Annotated in this window: 19 protein-coding genes; 5 read left to right on the forward strand and 14 right to left on the reverse strand. The window is 50.0% G+C overall.

The annotated features are described in order from the left end of the window. Window positions 1-322 precede the first annotated feature (322 nt). Window positions 323-673: a winged helix-turn-helix transcriptional regulator gene (locus FYJ45_RS09605; RefSeq protein WP_154464425.1), complete on the forward strand. Its 351-nt coding sequence runs from the start codon at window positions 323-325 to the stop codon at window positions 671-673. A gap of 9 nt (window positions 674-682) precedes the next feature. On the opposite strand, the gene FYJ45_RS09610 is transcribed toward FYJ45_RS09605, so the two are convergent. The 9 genes from FYJ45_RS09610 to FYJ45_RS09650 all read right to left on the reverse strand — a co-directional run bounded on the left by FYJ45_RS09610 (window position 683) and on the right by FYJ45_RS09650 (window position 10930). Beyond that, the gene (locus tag FYJ45_RS09610; protein WP_154464426.1) at window positions 683-2488 is read right to left on the reverse strand and encodes a VirD4-like conjugal transfer protein, CD1115 family; all 1806 of its coding nucleotides are present in this window, start codon (window positions 2486-2488) and stop codon (window positions 683-685) included. Then, window positions 2485-2961, reverse strand: a complete 477-nt coding sequence (locus tag FYJ45_RS09615) for a PcfB family protein (RefSeq protein WP_154464427.1) — start codon at window positions 2959-2961, stop codon at window positions 2485-2487. Before FYJ45_RS09615 ends, FYJ45_RS09610 begins: the two co-directional genes overlap by 4 nt. 42 nt (window positions 2962-3003) lie before the next feature. Further along, window positions 3004-3216, reverse strand: coding sequence for a DUF5348 domain-containing protein (locus FYJ45_RS09620; RefSeq protein WP_003819042.1), 213 nt, complete (start codon window positions 3214-3216; stop codon window positions 3004-3006). Between the two features lie 101 nt (window positions 3217-3317). Then, window positions 3318-4226, reverse strand: coding sequence for a DUF6017 domain-containing protein (locus tag FYJ45_RS09625; protein ID WP_330588631.1), 909 nt, complete (start codon window positions 4224-4226; stop codon window positions 3318-3320). Between the two features lie 495 nt (window positions 4227-4721). Further along, a complete protein-coding gene (rlmD, locus tag FYJ45_RS09630; RefSeq protein WP_154464429.1) occupies window positions 4722-6101 on the reverse strand; it encodes a 23S rRNA (uracil(1939)-C(5))-methyltransferase RlmD in 1380 nt (459 codons plus the stop codon). 6 nt (window positions 6102-6107) lie between these two features. Next, complete coding sequence (locus FYJ45_RS09635) at window positions 6108-7052, reverse strand: 3'-5' exoribonuclease YhaM family protein (protein WP_154464430.1); 945 nt, start codon at window positions 7050-7052, stop codon at window positions 6108-6110. A gap of 98 nt (window positions 7053-7150) precedes the next feature. Continuing rightward, entirely contained in the window at window positions 7151-8530 is a 1380-nt protein-coding gene (locus tag FYJ45_RS09640; protein WP_154464431.1) for a S1C family serine protease, read from the reverse strand. A 386-nt stretch (window positions 8531-8916) separates the two neighbouring features. Continuing rightward, window positions 8917-9480 carry a GNAT family N-acetyltransferase gene (locus FYJ45_RS09645; RefSeq protein WP_154464432.1) on the reverse strand — a complete coding sequence of 188 codons (564 nt, stop codon included), beginning with the start codon at window positions 9478-9480 and terminating at the stop codon, window positions 8917-8919. A gap of 301 nt (window positions 9481-9781) precedes the next feature. Beyond that, on the reverse strand, window positions 9782-10930 hold the full coding sequence (locus tag FYJ45_RS09650) for a prolyl oligopeptidase family serine peptidase (RefSeq protein ID WP_321170215.1): 1149 nt from the start codon (window positions 10928-10930) through the stop codon (window positions 9782-9784). A gap of 140 nt (window positions 10931-11070) precedes the next feature. Between FYJ45_RS09650 and FYJ45_RS09655 the strand changes: the two genes are divergently transcribed. Genes FYJ45_RS09655 through FYJ45_RS09665 form a run of 3 tightly spaced genes read left to right on the forward strand, consistent with a single transcriptional unit; the run spans window position 11071 to window position 12677 of the window. After that, on the forward strand, window positions 11071-11859 hold the full coding sequence (locus FYJ45_RS09655; RefSeq protein WP_235930747.1) for an alpha/beta hydrolase: 789 nt from the start codon (window positions 11071-11073) through the stop codon (window positions 11857-11859). A 40-nt stretch (window positions 11860-11899) separates the two neighbouring features. Continuing rightward, on the forward strand, window positions 11900-12061 hold the full coding sequence (locus tag FYJ45_RS09660) for a hypothetical protein (protein ID WP_154464435.1): 162 nt from the start codon (window positions 11900-11902) through the stop codon (window positions 12059-12061). After that, on the forward strand, window positions 12033-12677 hold the full coding sequence (locus tag FYJ45_RS09665) for an alpha/beta hydrolase (RefSeq protein WP_154464436.1): 645 nt from the start codon (window positions 12033-12035) through the stop codon (window positions 12675-12677). The genes FYJ45_RS09660 and FYJ45_RS09665 overlap by 29 nt, the downstream gene beginning before the upstream one ends. Before the next feature lie 77 nt (window positions 12678-12754). On the opposite strand, the gene FYJ45_RS09670 is transcribed toward FYJ45_RS09665, so the two are convergent. The 5 genes from FYJ45_RS09670 to FYJ45_RS09690 all read right to left on the reverse strand — a co-directional run bounded on the left by FYJ45_RS09670 (window position 12755) and on the right by FYJ45_RS09690 (window position 15587). Beyond that, window positions 12755-13162: a hypothetical protein gene (locus FYJ45_RS09670; protein WP_154464437.1), complete on the reverse strand. Its 408-nt coding sequence runs from the start codon at window positions 13160-13162 to the stop codon at window positions 12755-12757. Between the two features lie 210 nt (window positions 13163-13372). Beyond that, on the reverse strand, window positions 13373-13519 hold the full coding sequence (locus FYJ45_RS09675) for a hypothetical protein (RefSeq protein ID WP_154464438.1): 147 nt from the start codon (window positions 13517-13519) through the stop codon (window positions 13373-13375). A 111-nt stretch (window positions 13520-13630) separates the two neighbouring features. Then, window positions 13631-14035, reverse strand: coding sequence for a NifB/NifX family molybdenum-iron cluster-binding protein (locus FYJ45_RS09680; protein ID WP_154464439.1), 405 nt, complete (start codon window positions 14033-14035; stop codon window positions 13631-13633). A 188-nt stretch (window positions 14036-14223) separates the two neighbouring features. Beyond that, on the reverse strand, window positions 14224-14949 hold the full coding sequence (locus FYJ45_RS09685; RefSeq protein WP_154464440.1) for a hypothetical protein: 726 nt from the start codon (window positions 14947-14949) through the stop codon (window positions 14224-14226). A 5-nt stretch (window positions 14950-14954) separates the two neighbouring features. Beyond that, window positions 14955-15587, reverse strand: a complete 633-nt coding sequence (locus tag FYJ45_RS09690; RefSeq protein ID WP_276892536.1) for a LytR/AlgR family response regulator transcription factor — start codon at window positions 15585-15587, stop codon at window positions 14955-14957. Window positions 15588-15907: 320 nt separating this feature from the next. Between FYJ45_RS09690 and FYJ45_RS09695 the strand changes: the two genes are divergently transcribed. After that, window positions 15908-18286 carry an endonuclease MutS2 gene (locus FYJ45_RS09695; RefSeq protein ID WP_154464441.1) on the forward strand — a complete coding sequence of 793 codons (2379 nt, stop codon included), beginning with the start codon at window positions 15908-15910 and terminating at the stop codon, window positions 18284-18286. Window positions 18287-18337 lie beyond the last annotated feature (51 nt).

The raw sequence follows: 18337 nt of genomic DNA on the forward strand, positions 1-18337 counted from the left end.
AGCACTCATCCGTAGGGTTTTTCCTTTCATAAGGATAAGGCTATTGTAAAAGAAAAAGAGCACCGTGGCAACGGTGCAGAGAAAAGATAAGAAAGGCTATTGCACAGCATGTGCGATTTGGTTCAATAGCTCCGTACAGAATAGCGTTTTTTTGCAAGTTCAATAAAATCCATGATAGTCAATCCTTTCGTTATGTTGTATAATTTTCTTGGTATCTTTAAGATCACACTAATTTTAACATGGTGCGATTAAATAACAAGATTGCACTTTTCAGAAAGATACTTCCCAAAAAGAAAGTGCCTCAAAAGGATTGAAAACAATAATGAATTATGAAAAGTCACAATTTAACTGTCCCGTAGAAGCTACGCTATTTTTAATCGGCGGAAAGTACAAACCGCTTATCTTGTGGCATTTGATAGATAAACCGCTGCACTATATGGAATTACAGCGGTTAATCCCAAAAGCCACACCTAAAATGTTGTCCCAGCAACTCCACGACTTAGAAGAATGCGGAATGATTCATAGAGAAGTCATTCCAGAAAAACCGCCTAAAACTTTATACTCCCTTACTGCTTTTGGGCGAAGCATTATTCCTGTCTTGGATTCTATGTGTAACTGGGGAGCCGCTTTTCTTGATGGCTTGGATATTACACCTCCTTGCAATTCAAAATAACATACCGCTTTATTCTGCGGCAAAATCTTCATCCGACAGCTCAATGTCGTAGAGGTCAAAGGGTTCGTCCTCCGTTATCACGCGCCGATTTTTCCGGCGCAGGGACGACAGGTAGCTGTCCACATCAAAGGTATTCTTTTTGTCGGCGTCCGAAAGGTATTTATAGCGGGGGTGGCGGGTGATGTCGTATTTCTCACTGAAAAACGGCCTCACGCCGCGCACCTGCAAAATACACTTGCCTCCGTCCATCGTTGCAATTTCGTCTTGGCTCATCAGCTCCTTTCCGAGTTTTTGGTAGTTCAGTCCGTGGGAGGTCTGCGCGCCCCGGTTCTCGCTCTGGTTGTAGCTGTCAATGGTTTCCTTGCCCAGCACCTCCGCGATCTCCTTGGCGTTCTTGCCCCGTCCACTCAGGAACAGCGTACAGTCGCAGTTGTCGGAAATGATTTCCGCCGCGTCTTTGTAAATGGCTTTTAGCTGCGACTGGCTTTGCAAAATAATAGAAGCCGAGATTTCCCGGCTTCGGATGGTGGCGATCAGCTTATCAAAGTTTGGAATCTGGCCGATGTTGGCGAACTCGTCTAAAATCAGCCGTACATGGACAGGCAGCCGCCCACCGTATTTGTCATCGGCCCGGTCGCACAAAAGGTTAATAAGCTGGCTTTGCACCATTGCCAGAATGAAATTAAAGGTCGTGTCCGTGTCCGACATAATCAGGAACAGGGCCGTTTTTTTATCCCCGATGGTGTCAAGTTCCAGTTCGTCGTCCTCCATCAGCTCCCGCACCTCCCGGATGTCAAAGGGCGCTAATCTGGCTCCGCAGCTTATCAAGATGGAGCTGCGGGTCTTGCCCGCCGACAGCAGGAATTTACGGTACTGGCGCACCGCAAAATGTTCTGGGTCTTTTTCTTCCAGCCGTCCAAACATCTGGTCTACCGGGGATTGAAATTCCGGGTCGTCCTCGCGGGCTTCGCTGGCGTTTATCATTTCAAGAAGCGTGGTGAAATTCATTTCCTCGTCCGGCGCTTCGTACCAGATATAGCCAATGAGGGCCGAATACAAAAGGCGTTCCGATTTGATCCAAAAATCCTCGGCGCTCTTTTCACCCTCGCCCTTGGTGTTGCAGATCAGCGTGTTTACCAGTTTCAAAATGTCCTTTTCCGAATGGATGTAGCGAAACGGGTTGTAGCGCATACTCTTGGAAAAGTTAATGGTATTCAGCACTTTTACCCGGTAGCCGCACCGCACAAGGAGCTGGCCCACCTCGCCGATCAGACTTCCTTTCGGGTCGGTAATCACGAATGAGGTCGGGTAGTCCTTGGACACGCACTGCATGAGGTTGGGCTTCACAAAAAATCTCGTCTTGCCGCTGCCGGAACCGCCGATTACCAGCACATTTTTGTTCCGGGCGGTCTTGGGGTCTTTGGGGCGGTTGTTCATGGTGAGGCGTTCCGTCTGGGTCAGGAGGATATTGTTGTCAAACACCGGGTCGATGTACGGGGCTATATCTTTGGGGCCTCCCCAACGGGCGCTGCCGTACTCCACGCCCCGGCGGTATTTCTTGGCGTTCTTGCTCTTGCAGTACACCATCAGCCGCAATGCCACCGCACCGGCCACGCCCACCGCCAGATCGAACAGGTGGAAGCTGGGGGCGGCGCTTTCAAAGGCAAGGGAAAAGCCGTCCGCAAGGTGCAATAGCTTTTCCGACAAGTCCGCCCCAGCCGCCAGCCGGTAGGTCTGTCCCAGCTTGCCGAACAGGTAAACAAACAGCAGATAGGGCAGGTTGGCGATTATCAGCTTTTTCATTTCCGGCTTCATCGTGACAGCCCCCTTTCCTTGATTTTCTCCTTGGCCTGCTGGCTGCTTCTGGCCGCTGCCTTTTCTTTCAGGACGGCAAGGGTCTTTCGGATGGAGGGGCGTTCCTGCTGTTGGAGCTTCTTGGCCGTAAACTCCTTAAACGCCTGTTCCAGATTGTCCGCCTGCTTGGATTTGAAGATCACGATATACCGGGGCGGATGGGTAGTGCGGTCTTTCCGCAAGGTAAAATCAATGTCGTATTTCTTGGCGCAGGGCTTAAATAAGCCAATGTTGGCGTCGGTGATCTCAATGTTGGACAGGGCGGAACCGTCCTTTTTGAGCTGCCGTAAGCTCTGCTGTCCGTGACGGGTCTTGCCCGTCCCTTTCTGCCGGGCGGCCAGATATTTTCGGATGGCCGCTTGCAGCACTTGGGCGGTGAGCTTGCCCGTCTTAACCGCTAACGCTATGGTTTTCTGGTCTACTTCTTCCTGCAACTGCTATCCCTCCTTTGGAAAGTCAGCAGGCAGGCGGATGGCTTAAATCCGCACCCGCAGGCCGGAGAGGTCGTCGGCATGGATTCCAACCAGATACCAGTTCTCGGCCATTTCAATGCGGGTCGGCCTCCATCTGCCGCCCACCATCACATCAAAAGTTTCTCCGCAGTGCAGGCCGCCGTAATAGTCCGCAAGGTCAAAGCGGATGTCGTAGCGGTCTGTCTGCTCGTCAAAAATCAAAGCACCCTGTTTCATAGGGTCGGCCTCCTTTCTCGTCGTCACAAGCTCCATATCGCTTGTTTCCACGCAAGCGTGAAAAGCTCGCTCATTTCGCTGTTCCTCCTCTCCCCACAAAATCACCGATTTTGTGGGGTTCCCCAACTGCCTGTATTCATGTCATGGGCCACCAGCGCCGTGTAATAGCCGTTGATGGTGCTTGGGGCGTTGAACAGAACCGCCAGCAGGTATTTTTTGATGTTCCGTATTTCCGTAGTGTTTTTGCTGATACAGTCAAAGACAAACTCAATGTGAGAGCTGTTCAGTTTCATCAGCTTGGATTTCACCAGCTCGGCGGGGTAATCGTCCCCGGCAATGCGGATGGTCTTTCGGGCGCTGCATACGGTTTCCACCAGCAAGTCCACGATCTCGTCCAGCATATCCCGGTCAATCCCCTTGGCGTACTGGCAAAGGTGTTCATATTCGATGTTGTCCTTGATGATCTCCCGATAAATCTCCACGGCGCTCTGTGATTTCGCTCCCGTTCCTTTCCGTTCCGGCGGCGCAGCCGCTTCTTCCTCCAAAGGAGAGGGAGGGGAAAGGATAGGAATGGAATCGGTATTTAATCCATCCGTAATTGATTTGTCTTTACTTGATCTATCTTTATTTAATTGCGTTGGTTTTTCCTGCGTAGGCTTTTCCTGAGTTGGATTATCCAATGTTGGATTTTCCAATGTAGGTGAATCCGGCACAGGCTGGGGCTGTTCGTAAATGATGTAATCCGCCCCACGCAGGCGGCCTTGGCTGTCACGCTCACGGGAACGCACGATATAGCCCGCCTGTTCCAGCTCCTTAACTGCCGCCCGGATCGCGTCGATCTGCTCCCGGTTGATAAGGGACAAGCCTTTCAGCGTAAAGTCCCAATCCTCTGGCAAGGACAGCATTTGCGACAGCAGCCCCTTGGCTTTCAGGGACAAGTCCTTGTTCCGCAGGTGGTGGTTGGACATCACCGTGTAGCCCCGATTTTTCTCCACTCGAAAAACTGCCATCTCGTCGTCCACTCCTTTCACTTGAAATTTCACCGCGCCGTCAAGGGCGGTGAGCTTGCCCGGCTGGTAGGGACATTCCTCATACACACAAAACTGGTACTTCCAGTGCGGGCGGTAGAAACGGCAGATGCCGCAGTCCTCCGGCGCTCCGGCCTCGCCGTTGTCAAAGTGGTCTGCTCCCGGCCTCGTCTGCATGAGCTGTTCAAAGGCCCGGTCGCTGCCGGAAGTAAAAAAGTACATAGGCGGTCGCCTCCTTTCTGCTTTTGGGCGCAAAAAAGCCGCAGACTTCTTTCAAAATCTGCGGCGCAGCCAATAGGAAAAGGACACTGCTTTCACAATGTCCTTTTCAATCAACTATTTAATTTTTTGTGTTCCCACACTCCATATCAATGACTACCGAAACCGTGATATAGTCCTCAATGCGCTTATTGCGGAACTTATCACCCTCGGCGTCAAACACCACATGGCGGGAAAAGTGCCTAAATCTAAGGATTTCTACAAGGTTCCTCTTTGTAGCAACACTATTGTCTCCACATGAATAGTCCCCGGAAACATATCACACCCTCTCCACTTCCTCACCTCATACCCCATCTCCCCCAAATACTTCAAATCCCTTGCCAGCGTAGCCGAATCGCAGCTCACATACACAATCCTCTCCGGCCGCATCCGCACCATGGTTTCGAGGCACTTCTCATCGCACCCCTTCCGAGGCGGGTCCACCACAATCACATCCGCACAAACCCCATCCTCCTCATATTTCTGAGGAAGCACCTCTTCCGCCTTTCCGACGAAAAATTCCGCGTTTGTTATTCCATTCCTGGCGGCATTCTCTTTTGCATCAGCAATCGCCTCCGGCACAATCTCCACGCCATACACTTTCTTCGCTTTTTTCGCCAGGAATAATGAGATAGTACCAATCCCGCAGTACAGATCCCAAACTGTTTCTTCCCCGGTCAGGCCCGCATACTCTAAGGCCTGTCCATACAGCTTCTTCGTCTGTACCGGGTTCACCTGATAGAAAGACAGCGGGGATATCCGAAATACCACATCCCCAATACTATCCTCTATCTTCTCTTCGCCCTTCAAAACCCGCACCTTTTTGCCCAAAATCACATTGGTTCTCTCAGTGTTCACATTTACGGATACGCTGGTCATCCCGGGGATCTTCCACAGCTCCTCCGCCAGCGCTTTTTCCTCCGGCAGCTTGTTCCCATTTATAACGACGCAGGCCATGAGCTGGCCGCTGGCAAAGCCCTTTCTTATCAGCACATGGCGGATCAGTCCCTTTCCGGAAGTCTCGTCGTAGGCGGAAACTCCATATTTTTTCATATAGGCAAGGATGGTTTCCAGAACCGTCTTATTTTCCTCCACGCCCAGGGCGCAGTCCGTATTGGCGATGATGTTGTGGCTTCTTCCGGCGTAAAAACCCGTTACCACGTTTCCTTCTTTGTCATATCCAAAGGGGAACTGTGCCTTATTCCGATAGTGCCAGGGGTCTTCCATTCCAATAATCGGTTCCATGCAGGCATCGATGTGTTCCGGGGAAAATCCGCCGATTCGGATGAGGTTGTTCCTTATTTTATTCTGTTTAAATTCCAGCTGTTTATCATAGGAGAGCGGCTGAAGCTGGCAGCCGCCGCATTGGCGGTGGAAGGGGCAGGGGGGCTGAACACGAAAAGGAGAAGGCACAAGTACCTTCTCCAGCTTTGCATAGGCATAGTTTTTCTTCGCTTTCATGACCTTCACCTGTACCGTGTCGCCGATAACCGCATCTTTGACAAACAGAATAAAACCGTCGGTTTTTCCTATTCCTTCGCCTTCGATCCCGGTGTCCGTTATCTCCACTGTGAGAATGTCATTCTTTTTTATTTCCATCGTGCTTTACTCCATCCGTGTCATTCTGATGTTGGATTCAAATAATCTGTTGTAGCCAAGCCAGCCGGCATCCTTTGCATTCTGAAGGGCTTCCATGAAGGTTTCCATCTTTGCGTCGGTGTTGTCAGCCAGGTTCAGGGCAGCCGCTTCGATCAGGGCCGGTTTTTTGGGGGAGCCGTATTCGTATTCGCCGTGGTGCGCCAGGATGCAGTGTTTCAGTTCCGCTTCCAGAACCGGCGGGAAACCGGGTATTGTGCGGGCTTTCTGGCCTATCATTTCCGTTCCCATGACGATGTGGCCCAGAAGCTGGCCGTCATCGGTGTAGTCGTTTTCAGGGAAGAGGGAGATTTCTCTTGTTTTTCCGATGTCATGGCAGATGGCTGCCGTGATCAGGAGGTCTTTTTTCAGCAACGGGTAGGCTGCGCAGTAGTATTCGCAGAGTCTGGTGACGCTGAGGGTGTGTTCCAGAAGGCCGCCTACAAAGCCGTGATGTACGGTTTTGGCTGCGGAGGAGGAGCGGAAGGCCTTGATAAAGGCTTCATCTTCCACAAAGAAGGTTTCCAGCAGCTTTCTCAGGTACTGGTTTTCCACGCGGCCGATAAAACCAAGCAGTTCTTTGTACATGTCGTCGATATTTTTAGCACTTACTGGAAGGTAATCGGCAGGATCGTATTCTCCCTCCTGGCAGAGGCGGACTCTTTTTACGCTGATTTGCAGAGAGCCCTGGAAGGAGTTGACATCGCCGTATACCTCTATGTAATCCAGGCTGTCGAATTCGGCAATGCCCGCGCTGTTGGGATCCCAGATCTTGGCGTCAATGGTGCCGGTTTTGTCCTGAAGTATCACATTGTCGTAAGCCTTACCGTTTTTGGTCACCGCTGACTGCTTATGTTTGCAGAGGTATATATCGAATACTCTGTCGCCTTCTTTTAAGTCCTTTATATATTTCATTTTTTCTCCATTCTGCCTTCAGGCCCGTTCTTTTTACATTTTTTTCTAAATTGGAAATTTATAAAAAAATATTGGTTTATAGTTTGTTTTTTAATTTCCTATTTTAAGGTTTCCAGGATAACATCCACTGTCATTTCCTGATATTCATCCTGCACCTGGCGCATGACGGTGAGGGTGATTTGGGAATCAGGGAGGAGCGTCATCATTTCTTCCTTGTATTCTTTGAATGAAGTGATTTCCTCAGTTCCCATTTTTACAATTACGTCTCCGCTTTGGATGCCCGCAACCATAGCGGGGGAATCCATCACGATGCCGGTTATGTAGGCGCCTGCGGGGACACCCTGGGATTCCTGGATTTCAGCAGGGACATCGGTTCCGTATATGCCCAGCGTGGCCATGGGCTGGCCGTTGGAAAGCTTTTCAATGTTGTTTTTCAGGTCGCTGATACCCAGGGCGGATATCAGGTTTTTGGCGTCGCTGCTGTTATTGCGCTGGCTGATAATGCCCAGCACCTGGCCGTTTAAGTTGATGATAACACCGCTGCCGTTTGTGCTCCCGTAAATATCGGTAGTGAGCAGGTGGTAGTTGCCGTCGGTGAGGTTAAGAACGGTATCCATGGAGGTTATGATGCCGTAGGCCACGGAGTTGGCTGTTCCCATGGGACGGCCCAGGGCGATGACCGGCGTGGCAAGGAGGCCGCTGCCGCTGTTGGAGCTGCCGAGCTTTGCCGCTTTAATCGCTTCTTTTGTCTCGTCGCTGATGTCGCTCAGGCTGACGCAGATGACTGCCAGTCCGGTGGTCGGATCGGACTGTTTTACGGTGGCTGTGGCCTGGGTGTTATCGCAGAAGGTGACGTGTACCTTTTCCGCCTGTTCCACGATTTCTTTTTCGGTGAGGATCATGAGCTCCTTGCCGTTATCGGCCACGATCAGGCCTGCTGTCTGGCCTTTGTTTTCATAGGTGTTGTTCAGCCAATCCACATCGGAAACAACGCCGGTTACGGTGACCATGGATTTGGCGCCGTCCTGGGCCAGCTTGTAGAGGTTGCTGTACAGCTTCTGGTAATCGGACACGCTCATATCCACCTTCTGGACAACGGTGGAGGCGATGGGCGCGGATTCCTTTTCTTCTTCGGTTTCAGTTTCCAGAACCATGTCCTCGGGAAGCATTTCTTCATTTTCCGCTTCCTCCTGGAGCTGCACAGGGGCGGGTTCCTCCTCGGGGTACAGCCAGTTGCTGAAAACAGGCTCCAGCACAAGAAAAGTAAAGCATGCGATAAGGCCGAAAATCACTGCCATGGAGGCGGTGATCATGGTTCTTTTCAGCAGCTTTCTCTTGTTGATGGGGCGTTCCTTTACTTTTTCCTTGATAAAATCAATGTCCCTGCTGGAGGCCCCGGAGGCAGGCTCCGACAGGTTTGAGCCTCCGCCTGATTCCGGTTCGGGGACGGATGTTTTATCCCGTTTATTATCTGACATTCTTTTTACTATCCTCTTATTTTTGCCTGAAACTTTTTATCCCGCAGACAACGAGACCAGCGGACTTGCCCGCAGAAAACCGGAAGTCCTTCTGTCCGTCCGGCGGCGGCCGCGAAGGGTAAATACATGCTGGTTTTCGTTGGATGCAAATATCCATGCCCTCGCAAACCGCTTCTTAACGGGCGGATATCCGTCACTACCCAAGAAACTGATCAGTTACAGTTTATGTTCTTTTCCGTTGGAAAAGAAGAAAAACCTGCTGGCTTTTCTTTAACAGTATATCCGATTGGCCGTGGCTTGTAAAGGCTTGGCTAGGCTTTCCGGGCCGGAAATGAGCCGTTTTTCGACGGTTGGCCGGATGGGCAGCCGGAGTCATTTCCTAATTTTTATCTGTTTTGAAAATAGTCCTGCGCCAGGATGCCGTACATACAGCTGTCGCAGATGCCCTGATTATTCCGGTCGGCCTGGCGGAGGATTCCTTCCGGTTTCATGCCGCATTTCGCCATCACTTTCCCGGAGTTGGGATTATTGGAATCATGTCTGCATTCCACTCTGTTTGCACCCACTTCTTCCATAAAGAAGCGGATAATTTCTGCCAGAGCTTCCGATGTGATTCCCTGATGCCACCAGCTTCGCCCGATGCAGTAACCGATATGTACCATATTAATATCTTCCTGCTGGTGTACCACTGCAATGCTGCCGATGGGGAAATCCCCGTTTTCCTTCAGGACAATGGCCCACTGGTATGCATCATTGTCTGCATATGCGTCGTTCCAGCTTTGCAGGATAAATCTGCTGATTTCCACATTTCCGTGGACGGGCCAGGTGAGGAATTTTGTCACCTCCGGATCGTTGGCCCAGTTGTCATACATGGCCTGTGCGTCATCCAAACGGAAGCGGCGAAGGATGAGACGGTTGGTCTCCAGGGTTATGGTTCCTTTATGATTCATATTTTTTCTCCTTTTTTGGTTTCTCAGAGGTAAACTTCGTATGAAGGCAAACCTCCACACAGGCAGTCTGCTCTGGTTCAGCCTGCTGCCTATCGTAATAAAAAATGTACGGAAAGCAGCATCTCTTCCAGTTTCGTACCACTAATAGTAGCAAATAGACATAGGTTTTTCAACTCTATTTTTGCCTCCCTTTTGCATTGTAAATATTAAAATGGCCATGGAATTATCCACCGCCATTTTAATATACCTGTATTTAAGTAACTCTCCCGTTTTTTCACAGTTGCTTATCACTATTCCGTGTTTATTTTTCCAACCTCTGCGCCGCAATCCAGTCTATAATAGCCACCGGCCTTCCGCCATAAATAACCGGTTTCCCATCAAAATCTACAGTACACTGGTTGTTTAACATGGGGATCCAGGACCAATGCCCGCTATAAGCATAAGGCGTGCCGTCTTCATTATAATACAGGCCGGTCTGATCCGTAATATGATCCCAGAAAGTAAAATGAATATTCTCCCCGCCCGCCGCGATCAGTCTCTTATAGGTAGGAACCACGTACTGGTCCGGCGCCACCACCGGGTCATCCTTGGCATGGGTAAACCAAATTGGTTTTGCCGCAATATTGGCTATATCCTCCTCCGTGATAAAGTTATCCCCCAGGGCTTCGCACACAGGGAATACAGCCGCGTATCTGTCGGGATTACGAATCAGCATCTTCATGGTCATGAAGCCGCCGTTGGAATCCCCTCCCAGATAAATCCTGCTTGTATCAATTTCCTCATGTGCCCCGATAAAATCAGCAATCAGCCGTTCCAGGGGTTCCACATATATGGAAACGCCGTCAAGAGTGTATTCACCGCTTCCGTTATCCATCCACATGGTAGGGGTCTGGGGCGCCAGCAGATATGCACCGCCAAACAGCTCCTGGATATCCGGGGAAATCAGGTTCACCACCTTGTTGCCCGTGGCCGCAATCAAGGGCTCCATTCCACCTTCTCCTGCACCATGCAGCCATATCAGCAGAGGGACCTTATGCTCATCCGCTTCCTCCGGACGATAAAAGCAATAGGACAGCGAAGCTTCCGGATCCTCATGCACTGCAGTCTGCAAAAGCTCCCCATAGATAAAACGGTTCCCATCATTTTTGTCGAACACAAGCCCTTCCAGCATACCCTCTTCGGTTTCGATGTGAGTCAACTGTTCAATTGTATAAGCTATATCCACGGTTACGTTAAACCTTCCGTCAAAACGAATGGTGGAGCCAATCCCTTCTCTAGGATCACAGTACATGCAAAGAGTAATATATTTCCCCTCATCGTCACGGCTGCCATCAGCATCGGACACATACAAATCCGTAATCCGCCTCGTTCCCTTCATAGAATCATCAGGTTTTTGCCCCATAAATACAGGCCAGACAAAATCCTCTCCTGACACTGCGGTGCGTTTCACTGAAACACGAAGATTTTAGACCGATGTCGGTCTAATATTTTTTTGTCCCATTAATTGATACTCCGCTTACATTGCTTTCTGGAATTACCTTTGCAAGAGTTCCTTATTGGTTTCCTTTTTTTGATTATAGGGATTTGAAAATGGACATCATATTACCCTTTCGACCTGATGAGGAGGGAAAAAGGCCGCTTCTTGTATGGATCTGCGGCGGCGCATGGATGACTATGGAGCGCAGTGCCCATCTCCCGTGGCTCATGAATTTTGCACGCCGGGGCTATTCTGTTGCCAGTGTGGAATATCGTATGTCCAACAGCTGTCATTTTCCGGGACAGTTGGAGGATATAAAAAAAGCAATCCGTTATCTGAGGGCTCATGCCGGAGAATTTGGAATTGATGCCGACAGGATAATCGTTGGAGGCGAATCCGCCGGTGCTCACCTGGCGGCAATGGCCGGTGTTACCAATGACAAAAGAGAATTCGATAAAGGAGAATATTTGGAATATACCAGCCGGGTTCAGGCGGTTATCGACTACTACGGCCCCGCATCCTTCACGCTGAAGGCAAAGGATGCGCCGGAAATAAATGAATCGGAGCAACCGGACTTTCTAAAAGGGCCGTCTCCTGTAGCAATGCTTCTAGGATATGAGCCTGCTAATGATCCGGAAAAAGCAGATACTGCTGCTCCTCTTTCCTATATCAATCCCTCTACGCCTCCTTTCTTTATCGCTCATGGCACGCAGGATATCATTGTACCCATAGAAAACAGCGATGCACTCTGCACCGCGCTTGAAAAAAACAAGGTACCGGCAGAATTCTGGACAATTCAGGGGGCGGGACATGCCGACTCCCGATTTTATCAGAAAGAAATGGCTGACAGAATCATGGATTTCCTGGAAAGAGTATTGAAGCGCGAAAAGGGCATGGAATGATATCTCCACCCAGGTAATACTAAAAAGAGAGGAAAAGGCTATGAGAAATAATATTGATATCCCTGTAAAAGAACAGGTGGTCACCCTGATTCCCAGTGTGACCTTTGCACAGGTTCCATATTGGTTTCCTTTTTATAATTATAAGGATTTAAAAATGGATATTCTGGGTTCATTTGGAGGCCCATGTTGCTGCAAGCATTGAATACCGCCTTTCCAATAGCGTTCATTTCCCGGCACAGATTGAGGATGTTAAAAAGGCATTTCGTTTTTTAAGGGCGCATGCTGATGAATATGGTATTGATCCGAACAGAGTAGCCATAGGCGGCGAATCTGCAGGAGGAAACCTGGCTACCATGGTGGGTGTTACCAATGGTAGCCGTGAATTTGATATAGGCGAATATACGGAGCAATCCAGCCAGGTTTCTGCCGTCATCAACTATTACGGCCCGGCTTTCCTGAAACAGAAGCATGGGACGCAATCCATGAACGGAGTCCCTCTGCCGGAAACGACAGGATATTCCCGTACCATCCGACTACTGGGCTTCGATCCTGAAAAAGAACCTGATCGAGCGGCAAGGACAGCCGCTCAATACTATATTAATAAAAATACAATTCCCTTTTTCCTGGCCCATGGAACAGGTGATACGCTGGTGGATATTTCAGGCAGTAATGAATTCTGCGACATTCTGACGCAGAACAATGTGCCGGTGGAATATTACCGCATTAAAAATGCCGCACATATGGGCATGGAGTTTTATCAGGATGAAATGTCACAGAGAATTCTGGCATTCCTTAATAAAACATTAATTGTTAAGTAGGCGTCAGCCGGAATAAAAAAAACGTGCGGAAAGCAGCATTTTCCATCTTTTTTCTGCCCTTCCGCACGGCCGCTGTTCTATTCTGTTTCCGCTTTCCGCCTGTTTTTTTCCGCAATGACCTCTCTGGCCTTACGCACGCTTTCCACGTAAGCAGCATCCGGCGTTTCATACAGATATTTCGGGGCCAGGAATGCGGCGTCATAAAGCATTTCCAGCGCATCCTGCTGCTCCTGGTCCGGATGGGAGGGCGCTACCACGCGCGTCTGCCATACGGACATGCAGCGGGTATATTCCACCATCCAGAACAAAGGCTCCATGTTTTTTTCCATCTGTCCGTTAAGCGTGGCGGAGTCCTCTCCCGCGATTTCAATGAGCCTGCCGATGTGGGAAGGAAGAGGCTCATCCACCTCACCGTTGGGATGGATCAAGCATTCGCAGTAGTCCTCATCCTCCCGGTGCGCATTGATAAATTCCATTACTTTCATTGATGCTGCCTTTCCCTGCAGCCGGGACCCGGCTTCCGCCTCTGTCCTTCCGGCGGGCCGTATCCCTGCAGTCAGTCTTATCCTTCGTTATAGAAATATGCCGCCTCCGGCAAATCATTGTCTGTCCCGAATTATGTTTGAAAATGTGTCAAGTCCCTGGCTGCTGTCTCTTCCACAATGTAAAATTCCGCAAGGCTTTCATACGTACCCCTAATGGTAGCAAAAAGACGCGGTTTTTTCAACACTATTTTTCCCTTCTTCTGCTGTTTCTGAAGCAATTCCGTAACGGTTCAGGCAGGTTAGCGCATTCACTGCGCAAACCGTGAGAAAACGTGGTGGCAACAGTAAAATATCCATGTATGAATGCCTGCCCCGTTGCCCGCGGGTATAAATAATTATTCATAAAATATGAAAAACGGGCAGCTTCAATCCGGCTGCCCGCAAAACCTTCTTTATTTCTCTCCGATATCAGTGATTTCCTCCGCAGCCATGCTTGTCCTCGCCGCAGGAATGCTCTCCGCAATTATGTCCGCCTTCATGATGATGGCTGCACATGGTATCCGGATCATAAACAAGCTGCCCTGCAAGAAGTGCAGCAACATTGGCATCCGCATCTCCGGAAGCTCCCGGATAAAGCGTAATCCCAATCTCAGCCAGCGCTGTTCTGGCGCCTCCGCCGATACCGCCGCAGATCAGGGTATCCACATCCCTTTGCTTCAGGAAGCCTGCCAGCGCGCCATGTCCGCTGCCAACTGCGCTTACTACCTGGAAATCCGTTACCTTCCCGTCTTCCACATTATAAATTTTAAAATTCTCACAATGCCCGAAATGCTGGAATACCTGTCCGTTTTCATAGGTTACTGCAATTTTCATGATGAATACGCCTCCGTTATTTTTTATGCTAACTGTAGTCTACTCTTGTTTATGGCATATGTCAATAACTCTCCCAATCTTATCAATGGAATATACCGGCAATTGATATATTATATTCAGTGCCGAAAGCACGGCAATGTGGTTTTTCATGTCATGATAAATCCGATCCCTCTGCTGATAAAGCATGATCATTTCTTGATAGCTTTTCTCCGCCATCTCGTTCCGGATACTGAAATTCTCCAGTTCATTCTTCTTTTCCATATACAAAAAACAATCGTCAGAATAAGAACAAACAAAATCAGTAAAGGGAAAAACACAAAATAAATATCAATCCGCCTCTTTTTCACTACAGAAAAATAGAAAACCTGATCGCAATAAAGCAGTCCGATATGCTCCAACAAAACAAACACAGCGACCACCAGCTTGTACCGCACAAATATATTCTTGACAATCCCTTTATAATGGACGGCTGCCAGCACAGCCCCCAGTACCAGCAGCCTGCTCACCGTCATCACAAACAGTCTCTCCGGGTTCAGGACCTTCTGGATAACGGCGACAAAATCCTCATCCCCTGTCGCCAGCTGCCCCAGGTAACCGGATAATACATCCAGGAAATAAACCGTCTCAAAATATAGTGCCGTCGCCAGTAACCCCTTCCAGAATCCCGTCCTGAAAAAAGCCAGCGCCGCAACCGTTACTGCCAGGATACATGCAAGCATAAAATAACGGGAATACATGGCGGTATCCTCCCGCTGCCATACCGTCAGTCCCGACAATACCACTATCATTATGCCAAGCAGCACGCTGTTCCACATTTTCTCGCTGCGTCTCTCGAAAAACATAAGAAAAATATAAAACACACCGCACATTTCAGCGGCAGTAAGCAGCCACTGTGCAAGCCTCATTCCTATCATAGCCCTTATATCCTGTCCTTCCAAAAATGAAGAAGCATCCTCTTCACCGTTTTCAAATAGGTCCTCCCCACAGGCAGCACATCACCGTTTCTCATGGTAAGATCCCGATCCGCCAGCCTGAGGATATGTTCTATATTAACAACAAATCCTCTTTCAATAAACATAAAATTTTCCGAATCCAGTTCCTCAAAAACAACCCGAAGCGGTTTTCTCACATGCACCTGCCTGTCCTGCAGTACGAGGACGGCATACTTTTTCTCTCTGTACAGATAGATAATCTCATCATACTCCACACGTCCCTCCATTGCCAGCTCTGTATGGGAGGTCAGAAAAATAAGGCAGGCCTCCGGGGAATGCTCCCGTATTTTCTCCGCCAGTTCAAAGCCGTTCATTCCCGGCATTTCCACATCCAGAAAATAAACGTCCGAATCCCTTCCCTCTTTTAAATCATATATTACCATTTCCGGACTGCTGTAAAGCCGCAGCTCATGCATTCTGTTATTTGCATGGAAAAACTCTCTCACATATCTGCTGCATATAATATGAAAATTAGTATCATCATCAACCAGGGCTATCCTTATCAAATTCTCTTTCCCCTCTTTTGCGGTCTGTATCTGCGCCGTACCGCTCTTTTTCACAGCTGTCCGGCGCTTTCACGATTATAGTTTTCTACATTTTAACAGTAAAATGCATCATATTTGTTACATCTGACCCCAAAATGCAGCTTTTTGGTCGCAAAAAGCAGAAAAAAAGGTACAGTTAAGGATTGTCTGCACTTTTCCGCTATTGGATCTCTCCCCCCGCCATGCTATAATGTCGGTAACCCGTTAAATGCCGCAGACAGCAGGGCTGCGCCATACCGGTTCCCACAAGGCACCAATGCCAATGCATACCTACTATCGGCAGCGATGACCCGCCGCTGCCCTCTTTCATGAAAAAGGAGTAATATTACCAGAAAATGAACGCAAAAGTATTAAAAACGCTTGAATATAACAAAATTATCGCCCGCCTCACCGAGCATGCGACCTCTGACCCGGGACGCAAGCTTTGCCGCGAGCTGACACCTATGACGGAGCTGGACGACATCCGTGCCGCCCAGAGGGAAACAGGAAACGCCCTCACCCGTCTTTTCAAAAAAGGCAGCATCTCCTTCGGTAACAACCGGGAGCTGGGCATGAGCCTGAAATCCCTGGAAATCGGAGCTACGCTTTCCGCGCCGGAGCTTCTGCGCATCGCAGGGCTTCTGGAGAATGCAGGACGGGTTAAGGCCTACGGGCGGCAGGAAAGGGAGGACATGGAGGAGGATTCCCTTACTCCTCTTTTTCAGGGGATTGAGCCGCTGCCCCCCGTTTCCAACGAAATCTACCGCTGCATCCTTTCCGAAGAGGAAATCAGCGACGACGCCAGCCCCGGCCTGAAGCATGTGCGCCGCAGCATGGCGGTTACCACGGACCGCATCCATTCCCAGCTGTCCGGCATGGTAAACGGCTCCCTGCATTCCTACCTGCAGGATGCCCTGATTACTTCCAGAAACGGACGCTACTGTATCCCGGTCAAGGCCGAATACCGGAGCCAGGTGCCGGGCATGATCCACGATCAGTCCTCCACCGGAAGCACGCTTTTCATTGAGCCCGCCGCGGTGGTTAACCTGAACAACCAGATGCGCGAGCTGGAAATCAAAGAACAGGAAGAAATAGAAAAGGTTCTGGCCGCTCTCAGCGCCCAGGTTGCCGACCACGCAGAGGATATTGCGGAAAACCAGAAAATCCTTACGCGTCTGGATTTTGTTTTTGCCAAGGCATCCCTTGCCCTGGAGCAGAATGCCACGGAGCCTGTATTTAACAACGAACACATTATCAATATCAGGGGGGCAAGACATCCCCTCCTGGATAAAAAAACCACGGTGCCCATCGATATCCGCCTGGGAAGGGATTATGACCTGCTCATCATCACCGGCCCCAATACCGGTGGTAAGACGGTATCCCTGAAAACAACGGGGCTTTTCTGCCTGATGGGGCAGGCCGGCCTTCATGTTCCCGCCCTGGACCGTTCGGAGCTTTCCATTTTCCATGAGGTCTATGCGGACATCGGGGATGAGCAGAGCATTGAGCAGAGCCTGAGTACCTTCTCCTCTCATATGACCTCCATCGTCTCCATCCTGAAAAATGCAGACGCCGATTCCCTCTGTCTTTTTGATGAGCTGGGCGCCGGCACTGACCCCACCGAGGGAGCGGCGCTGGCTATCGCCATCCTGAATTACCTGCACGACAGGGGCATCCGCACCATGGCCACCACACACTACAGCGAGCTGAAGGTCTATGCCCTTTCCACCTCCTTTGTGGAAAACGCCTGCTGCGAGTTCGACGTGGAATCCCTGCGTCCTACCTACCGGCTGCTCATCGGCATCCCCGGTAAGAGCAACGCCTTTGCCATCTCTTCCAGGCTGGGGCTTTCCGACGAAATTATCGATGCCGCGCGCACACAGATCAGCGCGGAGGATAAAAGCTTTGAAGACTTGCTTACCGATTTGGAGCAAAGCCGTGTTACAATAGAGAAGGAACAGCAGGAAATCGCCGCTTACAAGAGGGAAGTAGAAACGCTGAAGAAGCAGCTGGAAGCCAAACAGGAAAAAATCGACCAGGCTAAGGAACGGATTCTGCGAGAAGCCAATGAACAGGCCCGCGAAATCCTCCAGGATGCCAAAAATACAGCGGACGAAACCATCCGCGCCTTCCAGAAAGCCGGTCCCGGCGCTTCCATGAAGGATCTGGAAAAAGCAAGAGAAAAGCTGCGCGGGAAAATCTCCGACAAAAATGAAAAGCTGGCCGTTAAAAACGATCAGCCCGCGACAGCCGGCCTGAAGCCCTCCCAGCTTAAGTTAGGAGAAACCGTGCGCATCGTATCCATGGGGCTGAAGGGAACCGTGAGCACGCTTCCCGACAATAAAGGCAACCTGTTCGTACAGTGCGGCATTATCCGTACCCAGACAAATATACGCGATCTGGTCCTTGTCCAGGAAAAGGATGCCGCGACCACAGCCAAAGGCGCGCGTACCGGCTCCGGCAAAATCCGCATGTCCAAATCCCTCTCCGTTTCCGCGGAGATTAACCTTCTGGGCAAAACAGTGGACGAAGCCATGTCCGTTCTCGACAAATATCTGGATGACGCCTATCTGGCCCACCTGCCCAGTGTGCGTATCGTACACGGCAAGGGGACGGGCGCGTTAAGAAGCGCAGTACAGAACCACCTGCGCAGGGTGAAATATGTGAAATCCTACCGCCTGGGTGAATACGGCGAAGGAGACGCAGGTGTCACCATAGTAGAATTTAAATCCTGAGCCTGCTTTCATAAGGATTCCGGCGGCCCGGCCGCCGGAGCCTGTGAAAGC

Origin of the sequence: Eisenbergiella porci, assembly GCF_009696275.1 — a bacterium.
In the GTDB taxonomy this organism is placed as follows: Bacteria; Bacillota; Clostridia; order Lachnospirales; family Lachnospiraceae; genus Eisenbergiella; species Eisenbergiella porci.